The following is a 16,069-nucleotide window of genomic DNA, read 5'->3' as shown; positions in this document are numbered from 1 at the left end:
GCTGGGCGCATGGGACATCGCGAGGATCTGCTCGAAGGCGCCAAGCGCTGCCTGCTGGAGAAGGGGTTCCTGCGGACGACCGCGCGGGACATCGTCAAGGAGTCCGGGACGAACCTGGCGTCCATCGGCTACCACTACGGCTCGAAGGACGCGCTCCTGGTGCAGGCCTACGTCTCGCTCGTCGAGGCGACCGGCGACCGCTTCGACCCCGGTCGCGCCGGGCAGGGGGCGCTGTCGAAGGCGCCGGGGTCGCTGGAGCGCTTCCAGGAGGTGTGGTCGCACATCGTCGGCGCGGTCGGGGAGTCGCGGGCGATCTGGATGCTGAGCTTCGAACTGATCGTCCAGGGCGACCGGTTGCCGGAGGTGCGCCGGATGCTCGTCGAGGCGGAGGAGCAGGGCCGCTCGGGGCTCCTGCCGCTGTTCAACGGCGTCCCGGAGGCCGAGCAGCCCAAGGACGTGGTCGACACCGAGGGCCGCTTCTACCAGACCCTGCTCCAGGGCCTCATGGTCCAGTGGCTCTTCAACCCGGAGACGGCCACGGACGCCGACCAGCTGACGGAGGGGCTGCGCCGGGTCATCGAGGGCGCCGTGAAGGGCTGACGATCCGCCCGCTCACGGCTCCAGGCCCCGGTCCGCGAAATGCCGTACGGCGGTCGTCGTAGATGCATGCCGACACGGCACCGGGCGACACCCCTGCCGCGCGCACGGGCCCTGAGTATCCCGGCTCTCATGGACGGAGAGCCCCTCTGGCGAAGTCGGTCATGCGGTCGGCGTATCTGTCCGGATCACCGAAGTGCACCGCGAGATGCTCGGCGCCGGCGGTCCGGAAGGCCTCGGCGTCGCGGCACGCCGCAGCGGTGCGGGCAGCCTCGGAGGAGCCGTCGGCCGTGCGGCCCGTGCCGGGCCAGTCCATCCGGGTGCCGGGGGACACGGCGCGGTCGCCCGCAAGGGCCCGCAGGGATGCCAGCCGTTCGCCGAACGCCGTCGGGTCCAGACCCACGCCCTGCCAGAGATCGGCGTACCGGGCCGCCCGGCGCAGGGCGGCGTCGGTGACACCGCCGGTCAGCAGGACACCGCGTGCAGGGTCGCGACCTGCTTGGCCACCACGAAAGGACTGCGCAGCGGCAGGACCAGCACGGAGGTGCCCAGGCGGATCCGGGTGGTCACCGCCGCCAGCCAGCCCAGGGTCACCAGCGGCTCGAGAACCCCGCCGTACACGGGGCCGTAAGCGTCGGGCGGCAGGATGTGGTCGGGCAGCCACACGGTGTCGTAGCCGAGGTCCTCGGCCCGTTGTACGAGGTCCACGAGTCCGCGCGGATCGGCGCCCGCCGACTCGTCCGGGAGGACGACCTGGAGTTTCACCGCGGCACACCGTCCTTCCGGTCAGCCGGGGAGAGGGAGTGGAGGAAGTCGAGGACCGGGCTCAGCCAGGCCTGCGGCCGTTCGACCATGACCACGTGGTCGCTGTCGATCTCCGTGTACCGCGCGCCCCGTATCCCGTCGGCCAGGGCGCGGGAGCCCGCGGGGCGGACCAGGCTGTCGGCGGTCGTCGCGACGACCAGGGTGGGGACGGCGATCTCCGGCAGGTCGGCGGTGACGTCGAGGAAGGGGACCATGTCGAGGTGCGGGTGGAGGGCGGGCGGCTCCTCGGCCCGCCAGCCGGGGATCAGACCGAGCAACTGCTCGTCGGGCCGGGCGAACCCCGCGGTCAGCACGAGCGCGGTCACCCGTTCGGGATGGCGTACGGCGGCACGCACCGCGACCAGGGTGCCGAGTGAGAAGCCGAGCACCGCGAACCGCTCGACGCCGTGCCGTACGGCGGAGTCGACGACCGCGTCCGAGAGCCCGTCGAGGTCCAGTGGGGCGTCGGCGACCGGGGTCGCGCCCGAGCCGGGGTAGTCCGGCGCGACGACGGTGTGCGCGGCGGCGAGGGCCGGCAGGACCGGGGCGAAGTTGCCCTCGATGCTGCCGGTGGCGCCGTGGGCCAGCAGCAGACCGGGGCCGGTTCCGACGACGGTGGTGGCGAGGGCGGGGAATGAATGGGGCATGCCCCGTACGTTGACCCATCACATCGGTGTGAAGGTCAAGTCGCGGGCGTGAGAGGGAGAGTCAGTGCTGATAGGCGAGCTGTCACGGCAGACCGGGGTCGCCCACCGGCTGCTGCGGTACTACGAGGAGCAGGGCCTGCTGTGCCCCGACCGCGACGTCAACGGTTACCGCGTCTATGCCTCCGACACGCCGTACGTCGTCGCCCGGATCCGGGGCATGCTGGCGGCGGGACTGAGTACCGACGCCATCCGCGAGATGTTGCCGTGTGCCACCGGCGGCGGGCCGGGGATCGATCCCTGTCCGGAGGTGCTGCGCACGATGGCCGAACGGCTGGAGCGGATGGACACGGACATCGCGGAGCTGCGTCGGCGCCGAGCCGCGCTGGCCGCGTTCCGCGACGCGACGGAGGCGCGGAGCGAACGGACCGGCGCTCACTGAGGGAGCCGCTCGGGACGATCACTGAAAGGCCGCCTCGGGCTGTGGCTCATAGCCGTGCCCCCTTGAGTGTCATGTGCAGCAGCAGGCGGTCCTCTCCGTCGTCCAGGTCCAGGCCGGTGAGTTGTTCGACGCGGGAGAGGCGGTAGTAGAGGGTCTGGCGGTGGACGCCGAGGGCGGCGGCGGTGCGGCCGGCCTGGCCCGCGCAGTCGAGGTAGACCTCGGCGGTGCGGGCGAGTTCGCGGTGGGCGGGGGAGAGGAGGGGGCGTACGGCGAAGTCCTGGGCTGTCTCCGGCGGTAGTGCGGTGAGCAGGCGGTACGGGCCGATCCGGGACCAGTGGGCGAGGGGGCCGAATCCCGGCTCCGCGAGGGCGGCCCGGGCCGCGGCGGAGGCCTCCTGCCAGGCGGCGGCGAGCTCAACGAGCCCTGTGCGGGGGGCGGCGATGCCGGCGGCGACGGGGAGGGGGGCCGCCGTGTCCCTTGCCGTGGCCGAGGCTGGTGTCCCCCGTGGCACGCCCGGGGCCGGGGTAGCGCGTAGCGGGCCGGGGGTGCCGTGGGTCGGTGCTGTGCTGCCGCTTCCTGGTCGGTTGCCGTCGCTCCGGGCGCTGCCGTCGATGTCGGCCGAGGGCTGCTGACCTGGGCTGGCGTGGGCCGGTCCGGTACTGCCGGCTCCCGGCCGACTGACCCCGCGCCGGGTGCGGCCCGGTCCGGTGCCCTCGCTGTCTGCCGACGGCTGCTGACCGGTGTTGCCGTGCGCCGGTCCGGTGCTGCCGGTTCCCGGCCGGCCGCCGCCGCCCCGGGCGCTGCCCGGCCCGGTGTCCTCGTTCTCGGCCGACGGCTGCCGACCGGTGTCGCCCGCGCTCGACCTGCCCGTGCTCGGCCCGGCAGGGTTCGGCGTGCCTGTGCCTTGCCCGCCGGGCATTGGCCTGCCCGCGCCTGACCCACCGGGCACCGACCTGCCTGCACCTGGCCCGGCAGTCCTCGACCCGCCCCCGCTCGGCTCCCCGCCGCGAGTGCCGCCGCCCCCCGTCTCGCCGTACGCGCTCCCGCCGCCCCCCTCCACCCCCCGCGCCCGCTCCAGCAGCCGGGCTGCCGCCGTGTTCGCCGGGGTCAGGGTGTCCGTTGCTCGTAGGCGGACCAGGGCTGCCAGCCACTGGGACGAGGGGCCCCACGGCACCGTGCACAGGGCCGTCGCGTGGGGGATCGTGCGGGCGGAGGGGGCGTCGTCGGGGTCGGTGGAGGGCCAGGGGGCGACGCACACCATGGTGTACGGGCCGTCGCCGCGGGGGCCCAGGGCCGTGCGCAGGGCCGCCACCGCCATGTCGGCCTGCCAGCCGCGCTCGGCGGTCAGCACCGCCCGCAGTTCCCGGCTGAGGTCGGCCCCGTGCTGTGCCTCGTCCGCGAGCAGCGCGCCGATCCGGGCCGTCACGCGCATGGCCGCGTCCAGTTGCCGGTCGGTCGGGCCGGGCTCGGAGTCCAGGAGCCAGACGTACCCGAGGACGACCCCGCGATGGCGTACGGGAAGGCAGATCCGGCCCCGGTACACCCCTGCCTCCGGGGTCGGCGGAATCCGGACCGGACCGCTCGCCCGGGTGATGCCGAAGCCCTCGAACCAGGTCCGGACCGCGGTCGTGGAGCGCCGGGTCAGGATCGAGCGGGTGCGGACCGGGTCCAGCGCGGACGGATCGAGGTCGCCCTCACTGTCGTACGCGCCGAAGGCGATCAGTTCGAAGTCCCGGTTCTCCAGGGTCGCCGGAACGCCCAGGAGCTCCGAGATCTCGTCGACCAGCTCCTGGTAGTCACCTTTGTAGTCCCCTGTCACTCGGGCATTCTCGCGCAAAAACACCGCGCTTCATACATCTGTCTGAGATCTGCGGCACGGATGCGTGACAGCTGTCGATGGTCGACGATCGGAGGGATCCTTAGGTTTCACGGTGGTTCTATCTGCTGGTTTGTGGAGGTGCCCCGTGCTGGGTCCCGTGATTCTTGCCGCGTCGCGCAGCGACCGGATGCGACGTCTGATCTCGGCGGCCCCGGTGACCAAGCAGGTCGTCGACCGCTTCATCCCGGGTGAGAGCGTCGACGACGTGGTGCCGATCATCGAGGAGCTCACCGGCCGCGGCCTGGAGCTGACGATGGACGTCGTCGGCGAGGACATCACCACCCCCGAGCAGGCGGGCGCCGCCCGGGACGCCTACCTGGAGCTGATCGACCGGCTGCGCGACCTCGGTCTCGGCGAGCGCGTGGAGATGTCCGTCAAGCTGTCCCTGTTCGGACAGGCGCTCGACGGCGGCCACGAGCTGGCCCTCGCCAACGTCCGGCCCGTCGTCGAGGCCGCCGCCGCGATCGGTACGACCGTCACGCTCGACGCCGAGGACCACACCACCCTCGACTCGATGTTCGCCATCCACGAGGAGCTGCGGAAGGACTTCCCGCAGACCGGCTGCGTGATCCAGGCCTACCTCTTCCGCACCGAGGCCGACGCCCGCCGGCTCGCCGCGGCCGGCAGCCGGGTGCGGCTCGTGAAGGGCGCCTACAAGGAGCCCGCCGAGGTCGCCTACCAGCAGAAGCACGAGATCGACAAGGCGTACGTCCGGGTCCTGCGCATCCTCATGGAGGGCGAGGGATACCCGATGGTCGGCTCCCACGACCCGCGCCTGATCTCCATCGCGCAGGAACTCGCCCGGCAGGCCGGCCGCAAGCCGGACGAGTACGAGTTCCAGATGCTGTACGGCATCCGGAGCGACGAGCACCTGCGGCTCGCCGCCGAGGGCCACCGCATGCGCGTCTACACGGCCTACGGCACCGACTGGTACGGCTACTTCATGCGGCGCCTCGCGGAGAAGCCGGCGAACCTGCGCTTCTTCGCCCGCAGCATGATCACCCGAGGTTGAAAAGTGACGGACACGCGAAGGCCTTTCTGCCGGGGGTCCGGGGGTCGCCCCCCGGGAAGGCGCAGCATGCGGCGCCTCGCGGAGAAGCCGGCGAACCTGCGCTTCTTCGTCCGCAGCATGATCACCCGAGGCTGAGAGCCTCCCCGTCAGCAAGGGCTGAGCCCCAACACCCGCTCAAGCACAAGGAGTTACGGAACCCATGGACGCTGTGACCCAGGTCCCCACCCCCGTCAACGAGCCGGTGCACGGCTATGCCCCCGGTTCGCCCGAGCGGGCCCGGCTGGAGGCCAAGCTCAAGGAGCTGGCCGAGAACCCGGTCGACCTGCCGATGACCATCGGCGGCGAGAAGCGGATGGGCGGCGGCGAGGCCTTCCAGGTCGTGCAGCCGCACAACCACAAGGCCGTGCTGGGCACTTACCGCAACGCCACCCAGCAGGACGCCCAGGACGCCATCGACGCGGCCCTCGCCGCCGCGCCCGCCTGGCGCGCGATGTCGTTCGACGACCGTGCCGCGATCATCCTGCGCGCCGCCGAACTGCTCGCCGGCCCCTGGCGCGAGACCCTCGCCGCGTCCACCATGCTCGGCCAGTCCAAGACCGCCCAGCAGGCCGAGATCGACACGCCCTGCGAGCTGGTCGACTTCTGGCGCTTCAACGTCAAGTACGCCCGTGACCTGCTCGCCGAGCAGCCCCCGGCCAACGCCCCCGGCGTCTGGAACCGCCTCGACCACCGCCCCCTCGAGGGCTTCGTCTACGCGATCACGCCGTTCAACTTCACGGCGATCGCGGGCAACCTGCCCACCGCGCCCGCGCTCATGGGCAACGTGGTGGTCTGGAAGCCGTCCCCGACGCAGACCCACGCGGCCGTGCTGCTGATGCAGTTGCTGGAGGAGGCGGGCCTGCCCAAGGGCGTCATCAACCTCGTCACCGGCGACGGCATCGCGGTCTCCGAGGTCGCCCTGGAGCACCGCGACCTCGCGGGCATCCACTTCACCGGGTCCACCAAGACCTTCCAGCACCTGTGGAAGACGGTCGGCGCCAACATCGAGAAGTACCGCACCTACCCGCGCCTGGTCGGTGAGACCGGCGGCAAGGACTTCGTCGTCGCCCACCCGAGCGCCGACCGCGCGATCCTCAAGACGGCCCTCACCCGCGGTGCCTTCGAGTACCAGGGCCAGAAGTGCAGCGCCACCTCCCGGGCCTACATCCCGGCGTCCATCTGGAACAGCGGTTTCCGCGAGGAGCTCGCCGCCGAGGTCGACGGCATCGCCATGGGTGACGTCACCGACCTCACCAACTTCATCGGCGCCGTCATCGACGAGCGGGCCTTCGCCAAGAGCAAGGCCGCGATCGACCGCGCGAAGTCGGACCCCACCTGCACGGTCGTCGCGGGCGGCTCCTACGACGACTCGGTGGGGTACTTCGTCCGCCCGACCGTCGTGGAGTGCACGGACCCGGCCAACGAGGTCTTCACCACCGAGTACTTCGGCCCGTTCCTCGCGGTCCACGTCTACGAGGACGACGAGTACGACGCGATGCTGACGCAGATGGAGTCGGCGTCCGACTACGCCCTGACCGGCTCGGTCATCGCCAACGACCGCGCGGCGGCGGCGTACACGATGGAGAAGCTGCGCTACGCGGCCGGGAACTTCTACATCAACGACAAGTCGACGGGTGCCGTCGTCGGCCAGCAGCCCTTCGGCGGTGGCCGTGCCTCGGGCACCAACGACAAGGCCGGCGCCCCGCAGAACCTCCAGCGCTGGACCCTGACCCGCGCCATCAAGGAGACCCTGGTCCCGCCGACCGAGTACGGCTACCCGCACATGGGCTGACGTCCCGTCAGTCACCCTGAGGGGCCGGGCTGTTGCCCGGCCCCTTCGTGTGCGCACAATGCGGGCATGACCGTGATCACCGAGGACGGCGTACGGCTGTGGGCTTCGCGTTCGGGTGCCCCTGACTCAGGTGACCCGCTGATCCTGTGCCACGGCGGGCCGGGTCTGTGGGACATGTTCGAGGACGTGGCCGCGATGCTCGACGGCCTGACCACGGTGATCCGCTGGGACCAGCGCGGCTGCGGCCGGTCCGACCGGTGCGACGGACCCTGGACGACCGACCGTTTCGTGGCCGACCTGGACGCCGTGCGCCGGCGCTTCGGCCTGGACCGGGTGGCCCTGCTCGGCCACTCCTGGGGCGCCCAGCTCGCGTTGAGCCATGCCCTGGCCCACCCGGCGCGGGTGAGCACGCTGATCTACGTGAGCGGGAACGGCATCGGTCCGGTGTCCGACTGGCACGCCGCCTACAAGGAGAACCTCGCGTCCCGCCTCAAAGGACAGGAGCGCCCGGGGGACGAGCGCGAGCAGGTGATCCTCCAGTGGTCGGCCGACTTCGCGGACCCCGCGCGCGCCCTGGAGCGGGCCCGGCGGATGGCCGACCCCTGGTTCGCGATCAACTACGCGTGCAACCGTGCGCTGAACACCGAGATCAAGAACACATGGGGCGCTCCTGGGCTCCGGGCGGCCTGCCGGGCCCTGGACCTGCCCGTCCTGATCGTCGACGGTGCCGAGGACATCCGCCCGCGCTCGGCGGTGGACTCGCTGGAGGAGGCCTTGCCACGCGTACGGCGGGTGGTGCTGCCGCGGGCCGGGCACCTGCCCTGGGTGGAGTCCCCGGCCGCCTTCCGGGAGGCCGTGACCGGGGCACTGGCCCACCGTCCCTAGGGCAGCGCCCGCACCAGGATCTTCCCCGTGTTCCCGCCCCGCAGCATCAGCAGGAACGCCTCCACGATGCGGTCGAAGCCGTCAAGGACCGTCTCGTCCAGGGCGAGGGTGCCGTCCAGCAGGCGCGGGACCGCGAACTCGTACAACTCCTCCTGCACGTCGGCGTAGTCGCGGACCAGGAAGCCCTCCAGGCGCAGGCTCTTCTCCACCACGTCCGCGTGGTTGAAGCGGGCCTGCGGCGCGTGCGGGGTGTTGTACTGGCCGACCGTGCCCACGCGCACCACCCGTCCGCGGTCCCGCAGCGCGCCGATCGCCGCGCCCAGGTGCTCACCGCCGACGTTGTCCACGAACATGTCGATGCCGTGGGGCGCGGCCTTCGCGAGGAGGTCCGCGACGGGGCCGTCGTGGTAGTCGAACGCCGTGTCGTAGCCGACCTGTTCCACCAGGTGGCGCACCTTGGCCGGTGAGCCCGCGCTGCCGATCAGCCGCCCCGCGCCCAGCAGCCGTGCCAAACGGCCCGTCGCCGTGCCGACCCCGCCGGCCGCGGCGGAGACGAACAGGTCCTCGCCCTCGCGGAGCCGGGCGATGCGGGTGAGGCCGACGTACGCGGTGAGGCCGGTGCCGCCGAGCACGCTCAAGTACGCGGAGAGCGGCAGGCCTTCGTGGCGGGGCAGGTGTCTGACCTCGGCCGGGCTCACCACCGAGTGGGTGCGCCAGCCCTTGCGGTGCACGATCAACTCGCCCTCACGCAGGGCCGGTTCGCGGGAGGCGACGACTCGGCCGAGGGTGCGGCCCTCCAGCGGGGCGTTCAACTCGAAGTCCCCGTCCATCATTTCGCGGTGGTAGGGGTCGACCGACCAGTAGAGGTTCTCCACGAGAGCCGTGCCGGGGGAGGGGGCGGGGATCTCCGACTCCACGAAACGGAAGTGCTCCGGGGTCGGGAAGCCGGTCGGGCGGGAGGTCTGGTGCACGGTGAGCGCGGTCATGTCCGGGACGGTAGGGAGGAATGCGCCGGGGTGGTCAGGGGGTTGGGCTCATGGAACGGGCGGATCCATGAACCGCTCTCATGGCAGCAGGTGGGGGACAGGGTGAGCAGTGCCGTCGATCTCGCGCCCCAGGAGTTGCGGATCCTGGTGGCCGTCGCCGAGACGGGCGGTTTCTCCGCGGCCGCGCCCCGCCTCGGCACCACCCAGTCCGCCGTCTCGCACGCCGTACGCGGCATCGAGCGCAAGCTGGGAGTCGTCCTGTTCGAGCGGGGTCGGTTCGGGGCCCGCCCCACCCCCGCCGGTGAACGGGCCGTGGCCCACGCCCGCCGGGTGCTGCGGATGCTCCAGACGCTGGTCAGGGAGGCCCGGGACGCCCCGAGGGCCGAGATCACCGGCCCCCTGCGCATCGCCGCCTTCCGCAGCGCCGCCCTGTATCTGCTGCCGGCCGTCCTGGAGCGCCTCTCCGCACGGCACCCGGGGATCGAGGCGACCGTCACGGTCGTACGGGAGATCGGTCCCGGAACCGCCGGTGAGGTGGCCGAGGGGCGGGCCGACCTCGGCATCGCGACCTTCGCCGGCCGTACGGAGATCGCGCCGGGGCTCGTGGGGGACGTACTCCTGGAGGAGCCCTACGCTCTCGTCCACCCCGCCGGGCATCCCGAGCCGCGGTCGCTGCCCCTGGTCGACTGGTGGGAGAACTGCTCCTCCTCCACGCGCGCGTGGTGGGCCGCGCAGGACTGGATCCCGGCCGCGACCGTCCGCGCCGAGGACGACGGGGCCGTGCTGTCGATGGTGGGCAGCGGGCTCGGGATGGCGATCATGCCCGCCCTCTCCCTCACCGCGGCCCCGCCCGGCACCCGGATCACCGACCTCGGACCCGAGCGGCCCACCCGCCGGGTCGGCTATGTCACCACTCCCGAGCTCGCCGCCACCGAGGCCGTCCGTGCGCTCGTCCGGGAACTCAGATCATCGGCGAAAGAGCAGGTCAGTGCGGTGTGATCCACTCCGCCGTCTCAGATAGTAGGAAGTCCGAGTAATTGTGGAGACAGACCGGCCCTCCTCTCTTACCTTTGTAGGAGCCGAACGTCTCGCTCGATCAAGCGAATGGCGGTCGTGAGCCAGGCCCGATGCAGGCAACCCCTGCGGCTGGTGCTCCCCGCCCCTTCCGGCGTCTCGTTTCCCCTTCCCGTGAAGTCCGAAGGAGTCGATTTCTCATGGCCGAGACGACCGCCCGCCGTCGAGTCCGTCGCATCTCCCGTACGAGCGATTCCGACCGCAAGAACGCCGCCGCGGCGCTCCAGCGCGCCCTCGACCGCCGTGACAACGGCGGCTCGACCGGTCACTGACCGACCCCCGAAGCCGGGAGCCGCACCCGCACGAGGTGTGGCGCGGGACTCTCAGACCCCGCGCCGCACCTCGAAACGGTCGATGCGCTTTCCGCTCTGCGCGAGCGCCGACACCGACAGCCGCGGCCGCGCGCCGCTCTCCACCTCCACCGAGAGCAGCGAGAAGCCGCGGTAGCGCACCCGCGACCACTCCACCGTCTCCTTCCGGGACTGGCGTGACTTCGTCCACTGGAAGGTCTCGACCGACTCGTGGTCGTACACACGCCCCTCGTAGCTCTCCCGCACGCCCGCGGGGAAGCCGTACAGATCCCGGCCGCCCCCGCCCGCCGTGACGTAGACGATCCCGTCCCGCGTCGGGTCCGTGGCCCCGCCGACCGGCACCGTCCTGCCCACCTCGCCGCCGCGGATCGCGTCGGTCCGCTCGTACACGTGGTTGTGCCCGTTGATCACCAGGTCCACCTGGTGCTTCTCGAACAGCGGCAGCCACTCGGCGCGCACCCCGCCGTCGGAGGCGTGCGAGGAGGTCGAGTACGCGCAGTGGTGGAAGTACACGACGACGAAGTCGATCCCCTCGGCCGCCCGCAGCTCACCGAGCCTCTTCTCCAGCCACCGCGTCTGCTTCCCGTCCGTGTAGCCGAAGTTGGCCTGGATCTCGTACGACACGTCGTTCGCGTCCAGCGCCACGACCCCGACGTTGCCGTACGTGAAGGAGTACACGCCCGGTGCCGAGCGCGGGTCGAAGCCGCTGTCCGGCAGGGTCCAGCGGGCGAGCTGGCCGCCGTAGCCGTCGGGCGAGTACCAGGCCTCCATGTCGTGGTTGCCGGTCGTCACCATCCACGGCACGCTCCGCGCGACCTCCTCGTTCTGCTTGAGGAACAGGTCCCAGAAGCCCGGGTCGTAGCCGTCGGACGTCCGGCCCTGGCCGTTGGCGTCGGCGTAGCAGAGGTCGCCGGCGTGCAGGTGGAAGGCGGGCTTCTGGCGCAGCAGCAGGTTGTCGTTGGCGGCCGCGGCCGTGCCGACGCCCTGGTCGCCGAAGGCGGTGAACACGAACCTCTCCGGACTCGCCGGGGCCGTGCGGAAGCTCGTGACGGTCGCGCGGTGTCCGGCGTCCGCGGGGTCGAAGCCTTCGTGGCCGACGCCGTAGTAGTACGTCGTGCCGGGGCGCAGGCCGTCCAGGGCCGCGTGCAGGTAGTACTGGTCGAGGGCGAGGCGCACACCGGTCTGTCCGGGGGTGTGCAGGTCGCGGAGCTCGGCCTCGATCCGCCGGCCCAGGTCGTCGGGCCGCAGGCCGACGCGGACGTACGGCTTGCGGACCGCGAGCGGGACCTGCCACGAGATCCGCATCTGCGTCTTCGGGTCGGCACCGAAGGCGAGATGGCGGCCGAAGGGGGTGACGGCGGAGCCGTGCACCGTGGCCGTGGGGGAGGGGGAAGGGCCGGCCGTGGACGTCCCCGCGGCGGAACACCCCGTCAGCAACCCGCTCGCCACCGCCCCCGCGGTCACCAGCGTCCGGCGCCGGGACAGCTTCGTGCGCAGGTACTCGTGCTGCTCGGCCATGCTCATCCGGCGCGCGAGCCGGGGCGGGATGCCGAAGTCGGGGAGATCCATGGTGGTGAACTTCCCAGCGGACCCCAACAACCGCCACACCTACGGGTGAACGCACGGAGAAGGGCTGACGCCCGGCCCCGCCGTCATGTCCGTATCGCGGACAGGCCATGTCATCCCATGGGACGAGGAGTAGGGTTCCCGCATGTCTCGCAGCATCAATCTCGCAGTGATTCCCGGTGACGGCATCGGCCAGGAGGTCGTGGCCGAAGGTCTGAAGGTCCTCTCCGCCGTCCTTCCGCAGGATGTGAAGCTGGAGACCAAGGACTTCGACTTCGGCGCCAAGCGCTACCACGCCACCGGTGAGACCCTCACCGACGCCGACCTCGACGCGCTGAAGCAGCACGACGCGATCCTGCTCGGCGCCATCGGCGACCCGTCGGTCCCCTCCGGCGTGCTGGAGCGCGGCTTCCTGCTCAAGCTCCGCTTCGCCTTCGACCACCACGTGAACCTGCGTCCGTCGAAGCTGCTCCCGGGTGTCGACACGCCCCTCAAGGGCGAGCCCGCGATCGACTTCGTCGTCGTCCGCGAGGGCACCGAGGGCCCGTACACCGGCAACGGCGGGACCATCCGCAAGGGCACCGAGCACGAGGTCGCCACCGAGGTCTCCGTGAACACGGCCTTCGGTGTCGAGCGCGTGGTCCGGGACGCCTTCGCCCGGGCCCAGGCCCGCCCGCGCAAAAAGCTCACGCTGGTCCACAAGAACAACGTGCTGACCTTCGCCGGGCACCTGTGGACGAACATCTTCAACAAGGTGGCCAAGGAGTTCCCCGAGGTCACCACCGACTACATCCACGTGGACGCGGCCACCATCTACCTGGTCACCGACCCGGCCCGGTTCGACGTGATCGTCACCGACAACCTCTTCGGCGACATCATCACCGACCTCGCCGCGGCCGTCTCCGGCGGCATCGGCGTCGCCGCCTCCGGGAACATCAACCCGAGCGGCGAGTTCCCGTCCATGTTCGAGCCCGTCCACGGCTCGGCCCCGGACATCGCGGGCCAGGGCAAGGCCGACCCCACCGCCACCGTCCTGTCCGTCGCCCTGCTCCTGCGCCACCTCGGCTACGAGGCCGAGGCCGCCCGCATCGAGGAGGCGGTCTCCGCCGACCTCGCCGAGCGCACCGGCAAGCCCGCCCGCAGCACCGCCGAGATCGGCGACGCGCTGGCCGTACGAGTAGCCGGCTGACCGGGCGGGCCACTCGAAAAGCATTCGAAGCCGCCGGGTCACTCGCACCCGGCGGCTTTCGCATGTCCCCCGCCGGGTGCCACCATCATCCCCCGGGTCGCATTTCACGCCGTTTCTTCCCCGGCTCCCCGCTTGCGATAATCGAACGCGGAGCCGCGGAATGAGGGAATGCTCGGACGTCCTAGCACTGGTCACTGACAGTAAAGGGGCGTGAGCGCGGCCCGTCACTACACAACCGGTGAAGGACAACCACTCATGACGACGCCCACGATCGAGCTCAAGCCCTCGGCCTCGCCACTTTCCTCGGCGGAACGCGAGGCGATCCTGGCGAACCCCGGGTTCGGCCGCCACTTCACCGACCACATGGTGGTCATCAAGTGGACCGAGGGGCGCGGCTGGCACGACGGCCAGCTCGTCCCGTACGCGCCGATCTCCCTCGACCCGGCGACCATGGTCCTGCACTACGCGCAGGAGATCTTCGAGGGCCTCAAGGCGTACCGCCAGCCCGACGGGACCGTCGCCACCTTCCGGCCCGAGAAGAACGCCGAGCGCTTCCAGCGCTCCGCGCACCGGCTCGGCATGCCGGAGCTGCCCGTCGAGACCTTCATCGAGGCCTGTGACGCGCTCGTCCGGCAGGACGAGGCGTGGGTCCCGGCGCACGGCGGCGAGGAGTCCCTCTACCTGCGCCCCTTCATGATCGCCACCGAGGTCGGCCTGGGCGTCAAGCCGGCCAACGAGTACCTCTTCCTGGTCATCGCCTCCCCGGCCGGCGCCTACTTCCCCGGCGGGGTCAAGCCGGTCTCCATCTGGCTCTCCGAGGACCGCGTCCGCGCCGTCCCCGGCGGCATGGGCGACGCCAAGACCGGTGGCAACTACGCCGCGTCCCTCCTCGCCCAGGCCGAGGCCGCTGCGAAGGGCTGCGACCAGGTCTGCTACCTCGACGCGGTCGAGCACAAGTGGGTCGAGGAACTCGGCGGCATGAACCTGTACTTCGTGTACGGCGACAAGATCGTCACCCCCACCCTCACCGGCTCCATCCTGGAGGGCGTCACCCGCGACTCCCTGCTGGCCGTCGCCCGCGACCTCGGCTACACCTCCGAGGAGAGCCGCGTCTCCGTCGACCAGTGGCAGCGCGACTCCGAGAACGGCACCCTGACCGAGGTCTTCGCCTGCGGTACGGCGGCCGTGATCACCCCTGTCGGCACGGTCAAGCGCGCGGGCGCCGAGTGGCACCAGTCCGGCGGCGAGCCCGGCGAGGTCACCCTGAAGCTCCGCCAGGCCCTCCTGGACATCCAGCGCGGCACGGCGGAGGACAAGCACGGCTGGATGCACAAGCTGGGCTAGGTGCACCGCCCGGGCAGGATGTGGGCCTACCGCTTCGTCAGGGCCGCCGCGGACACCGGTTCCGCGGCGGCCCCGGTGCGTTCCGGGCGCGACAGCAGCAGGTACACGGCCCCGCCGACCAGCCCCGACAGCAGGAAGCTGCAGTCCACCCCGCCGGTCAGCGACAGCAGCGGCCCCTCGTACGACGGCAGGGAGACCGCCAGCAGGCCCACCCCGGCGCCCAGCGCCCAGGACACCGTCGCCGGGAGGTTCCAGCCGCCGCGGTACCAGTAGATCCCGCCCCGGGAGCGCCGGTTGAAGACCTGGAGGGCCTCCGCGTCGTAGACGCCACGGTAGCGGGCGAAGCCGACGAGGGTGACGACCGCCCACGGGGTGCCGATCGCCGTCAGCAGGAGCACGAAGGACGTCATCGCGTCCTGCGCGGACGACCGGTAGTGGCCGACGAAGACACAGGCCGTCGCGACCACGGCGACCGTGTACGTGGCGGTCGCCCGGGACGCGCGCGGCAGGATCGCGTCCAGGTCGAGGCCCATGGAGTAGAGCATCAGCCCCGCGTTGCCGACCGAGCCGGCGGAGGCGGCCAGCAGCAGGGGGACCAGGTACCAGGCGGGGGACGCCGACACCAGGGGGCCCGCGTAGTCCGCCGCCGCGCGTGCCGCGTACGCCGTGAAGGTGCCGAAGAGCTGGGGGACCAGCAGGCCCGCGATCAGGCCCAGCCAGGTGGCGTGCAGGACGCGGCGGGAGGTGTGCCGGGCCGGGGAGATGTAGCGGGTGTAGTCGCCGAGCAGCGTGATGAAGGCGACGGGACCGGACAGGCCCGCCGCGACCAGCGCCAGCAGCCAGGTCGGCCAGAAGCCGCCCAGCAGGTACCCGCCGGCCTCCGGCAGCGCGGTGGTGGTGAAGTGCGGGGCGTAGGCGACGACCCCCAGGACCAGCAGGGCCGTCATCCCGACCGCCAGCACCCGGGACATCGCGAGGAGCACGCGGTAGCCGTACACCGCGCCCGCGACCGTCGCCGTGGCGAGCAGCCCGTAGACGACGCCGTACGACCATCCGCTCGCCGGGAGCCCGGTCAGCCGGCCCAGCGCTCCCACCATCACGTCGCCGCCGATCCACACCGTCAGCGCGGTGTAGCCGAGGGCCAGCAGGAGGCCGACGACCGAGCCGACGAGTCGGCCGCGCACGCCGAACTGGGCGCCGGAGGACGTCGACAGGTTGGTCGCCGTGCGCAGCGAGATCAGGGCGAGCGGGGCCGTGAGGGCGGTGCCGAGCAGGGTGCCCGCCACGATCGCGCTCACCGACGCCCACCAGCCCAGGCCGAAGGACGGCGGCAGCCAGCCGAAGACGATCACGCCCAGGCAGAGGTTGGAGCCGAGCAGGATCGAGACGAGGTCGCGGGGGCCGCTGGTGCGTTCCTCCTCGGGGACGGTGTCGACTCCGCGCTGTTCCATCGGCATGCTGGTCTCCCATTGTTAGAGCGACGTTCAATGTGGGGTGCTCCTTGC

The 16,069-nt window shown here is 71.7% G+C and carries 16 protein-coding genes; 9 read left to right on the top strand and 7 right to left on the bottom strand.

What is annotated here, in order from left to right:
• The first annotated feature begins 9 nt into the window (after nt 1–9).
• The gene (locus OHN19_RS12625) at nt 10–600 is read left to right on the top strand and encodes a TetR/AcrR family transcriptional regulator (protein ID WP_330264286.1); all 591 of its coding nucleotides are present in this window, start codon (nt 10–12) and stop codon (nt 598–600) included.
• Nucleotides 601–727: 127 nt separating this feature from the next.
• Here the strand turns inward: OHN19_RS12625 and OHN19_RS12620 are convergent, their stop codons facing one another.
• The 3 genes from OHN19_RS12620 to OHN19_RS12610 all read right to left on the bottom strand — a co-directional run bounded on the left by OHN19_RS12620 (nt 728) and on the right by OHN19_RS12610 (nt 2,048).
• Nucleotides 728–1,000 carry a hypothetical protein gene (locus OHN19_RS12620; RefSeq protein WP_330264285.1) on the bottom strand — a complete coding sequence of 91 codons (273 nt, stop codon included), beginning with the start codon at nt 998–1,000 and terminating at the stop codon, nt 728–730.
• 62 nt (nt 1,001–1,062) lie between these two features.
• Nucleotides 1,063–1,362, bottom strand: a complete 300-nt coding sequence (locus OHN19_RS12615; RefSeq protein WP_330264284.1) for an LLM class flavin-dependent oxidoreductase — start codon at nt 1,360–1,362, stop codon at nt 1,063–1,065.
• Nucleotides 1,359–2,048, bottom strand: a complete 690-nt coding sequence (locus OHN19_RS12610; RefSeq protein ID WP_330264283.1) for an alpha/beta hydrolase — start codon at nt 2,046–2,048, stop codon at nt 1,359–1,361. Before OHN19_RS12610 ends, OHN19_RS12615 begins: the two co-directional genes overlap by 4 nt.
• A 64-nt stretch (nt 2,049–2,112) precedes the next feature.
• Here OHN19_RS12610 and OHN19_RS12605 point away from each other — a divergent pair, with 64 nt between their 5' ends.
• Nucleotides 2,113–2,487, top strand: coding sequence for a MerR family transcriptional regulator (locus OHN19_RS12605; RefSeq protein ID WP_330264282.1), 375 nt, complete (start codon nt 2,113–2,115; stop codon nt 2,485–2,487).
• Between the two features lie 46 nt (nt 2,488–2,533).
• On the opposite strand, the gene OHN19_RS12600 is transcribed toward OHN19_RS12605, so the two are convergent.
• Nucleotides 2,534–4,306 carry a helix-turn-helix domain-containing protein gene (locus OHN19_RS12600; RefSeq protein ID WP_330264281.1) on the bottom strand — a complete coding sequence of 591 codons (1,773 nt, stop codon included), beginning with the start codon at nt 4,304–4,306 and terminating at the stop codon, nt 2,534–2,536.
• Nucleotides 4,307–4,451: 145 nt separating this feature from the next.
• Here OHN19_RS12600 and OHN19_RS12595 point away from each other — a divergent pair, with 145 nt between their 5' ends.
• The 3 genes from OHN19_RS12595 to OHN19_RS12585 all read left to right on the top strand — a co-directional run bounded on the left by OHN19_RS12595 (nt 4,452) and on the right by OHN19_RS12585 (nt 8,094).
• Nucleotides 4,452–5,378, top strand: a complete 927-nt coding sequence (locus OHN19_RS12595) for a proline dehydrogenase family protein (protein ID WP_330264280.1) — start codon at nt 4,452–4,454, stop codon at nt 5,376–5,378.
• Nucleotides 5,379–5,577: 199 nt separating this feature from the next.
• Entirely contained in the window at nt 5,578–7,209 is a 1,632-nt protein-coding gene (gene pruA / locus OHN19_RS12590; RefSeq protein ID WP_330264279.1) for an L-glutamate gamma-semialdehyde dehydrogenase, read from the top strand.
• A 66-nt stretch (nt 7,210–7,275) separates the two neighbouring features.
• On the top strand, nt 7,276–8,094 hold the full coding sequence (locus OHN19_RS12585) for an alpha/beta fold hydrolase (RefSeq protein WP_330264278.1): 819 nt from the start codon (nt 7,276–7,278) through the stop codon (nt 8,092–8,094).
• Here the strand turns inward: OHN19_RS12585 and OHN19_RS12580 are convergent.
• The gene (locus tag OHN19_RS12580; RefSeq protein WP_330264277.1) at nt 8,091–9,080 is read right to left on the bottom strand and encodes an NADP-dependent oxidoreductase; all 990 of its coding nucleotides are present in this window, start codon (nt 9,078–9,080) and stop codon (nt 8,091–8,093) included. The two genes, OHN19_RS12585 and OHN19_RS12580, sit on opposite strands and share 4 nt — an antisense overlap.
• A 102-nt stretch (nt 9,081–9,182) precedes the next feature.
• Between OHN19_RS12580 and OHN19_RS12575 the strand changes: the two genes are divergently transcribed.
• Both OHN19_RS12575 and OHN19_RS12570 read left to right on the top strand, forming a co-directional pair.
• Complete coding sequence (locus tag OHN19_RS12575) at nt 9,183–10,079, top strand: LysR family transcriptional regulator (RefSeq protein WP_330264276.1); 897 nt, start codon at nt 9,183–9,185, stop codon at nt 10,077–10,079.
• A gap of 215 nt (nt 10,080–10,294) precedes the next feature.
• Nucleotides 10,295–10,426, top strand: a complete 132-nt coding sequence (locus tag OHN19_RS12570; RefSeq protein WP_330264275.1) for a hypothetical protein — start codon at nt 10,295–10,297, stop codon at nt 10,424–10,426.
• Between the two features lie 51 nt (nt 10,427–10,477).
• Here the strand turns inward: OHN19_RS12570 and OHN19_RS12565 are convergent, their stop codons facing one another.
• Nucleotides 10,478–12,034, bottom strand: coding sequence for a metallophosphoesterase family protein (locus OHN19_RS12565; RefSeq protein ID WP_330264274.1), 1,557 nt, complete (start codon nt 12,032–12,034; stop codon nt 10,478–10,480).
• 142 nt (nt 12,035–12,176) lie between these two features.
• On the opposite strand from OHN19_RS12565, the gene OHN19_RS12560 reads away from it, so the two are divergent.
• Nucleotides 12,177–13,220 (top strand): 3-isopropylmalate dehydrogenase, encoded by a 1,044-nt coding sequence (locus OHN19_RS12560; protein WP_330264273.1) that lies wholly within the window; start codon nt 12,177–12,179, stop codon nt 13,218–13,220.
• A 255-nt stretch (nt 13,221–13,475) separates the two neighbouring features.
• Nucleotides 13,476–14,564, top strand: coding sequence for a branched-chain amino acid aminotransferase (locus OHN19_RS12555; RefSeq protein WP_330264272.1), 1,089 nt, complete (start codon nt 13,476–13,478; stop codon nt 14,562–14,564).
• A 26-nt stretch (nt 14,565–14,590) separates the two neighbouring features.
• Here the strand turns inward: OHN19_RS12555 and OHN19_RS12550 are convergent, their stop codons facing one another.
• Nucleotides 14,591–16,021 (bottom strand): cytosine permease, encoded by a 1,431-nt coding sequence (locus OHN19_RS12550; RefSeq protein WP_330264271.1) that lies wholly within the window; start codon nt 16,019–16,021, stop codon nt 14,591–14,593.
• Nucleotides 16,022–16,069: the final 48 nt, after the last annotated feature.

Origin of the sequence: Streptomyces griseorubiginosus (genome assembly GCF_036345115.1) — a bacterium.
Taxonomy (GTDB): Bacteria; Actinomycetota; Actinomycetes; order Streptomycetales; family Streptomycetaceae; genus Streptomyces; species Streptomyces griseorubiginosus_C.
The sequence above is the reverse complement of the archived record's forward strand: the minus strand, read 5'-3'. Positions and strand labels throughout refer to the sequence as shown.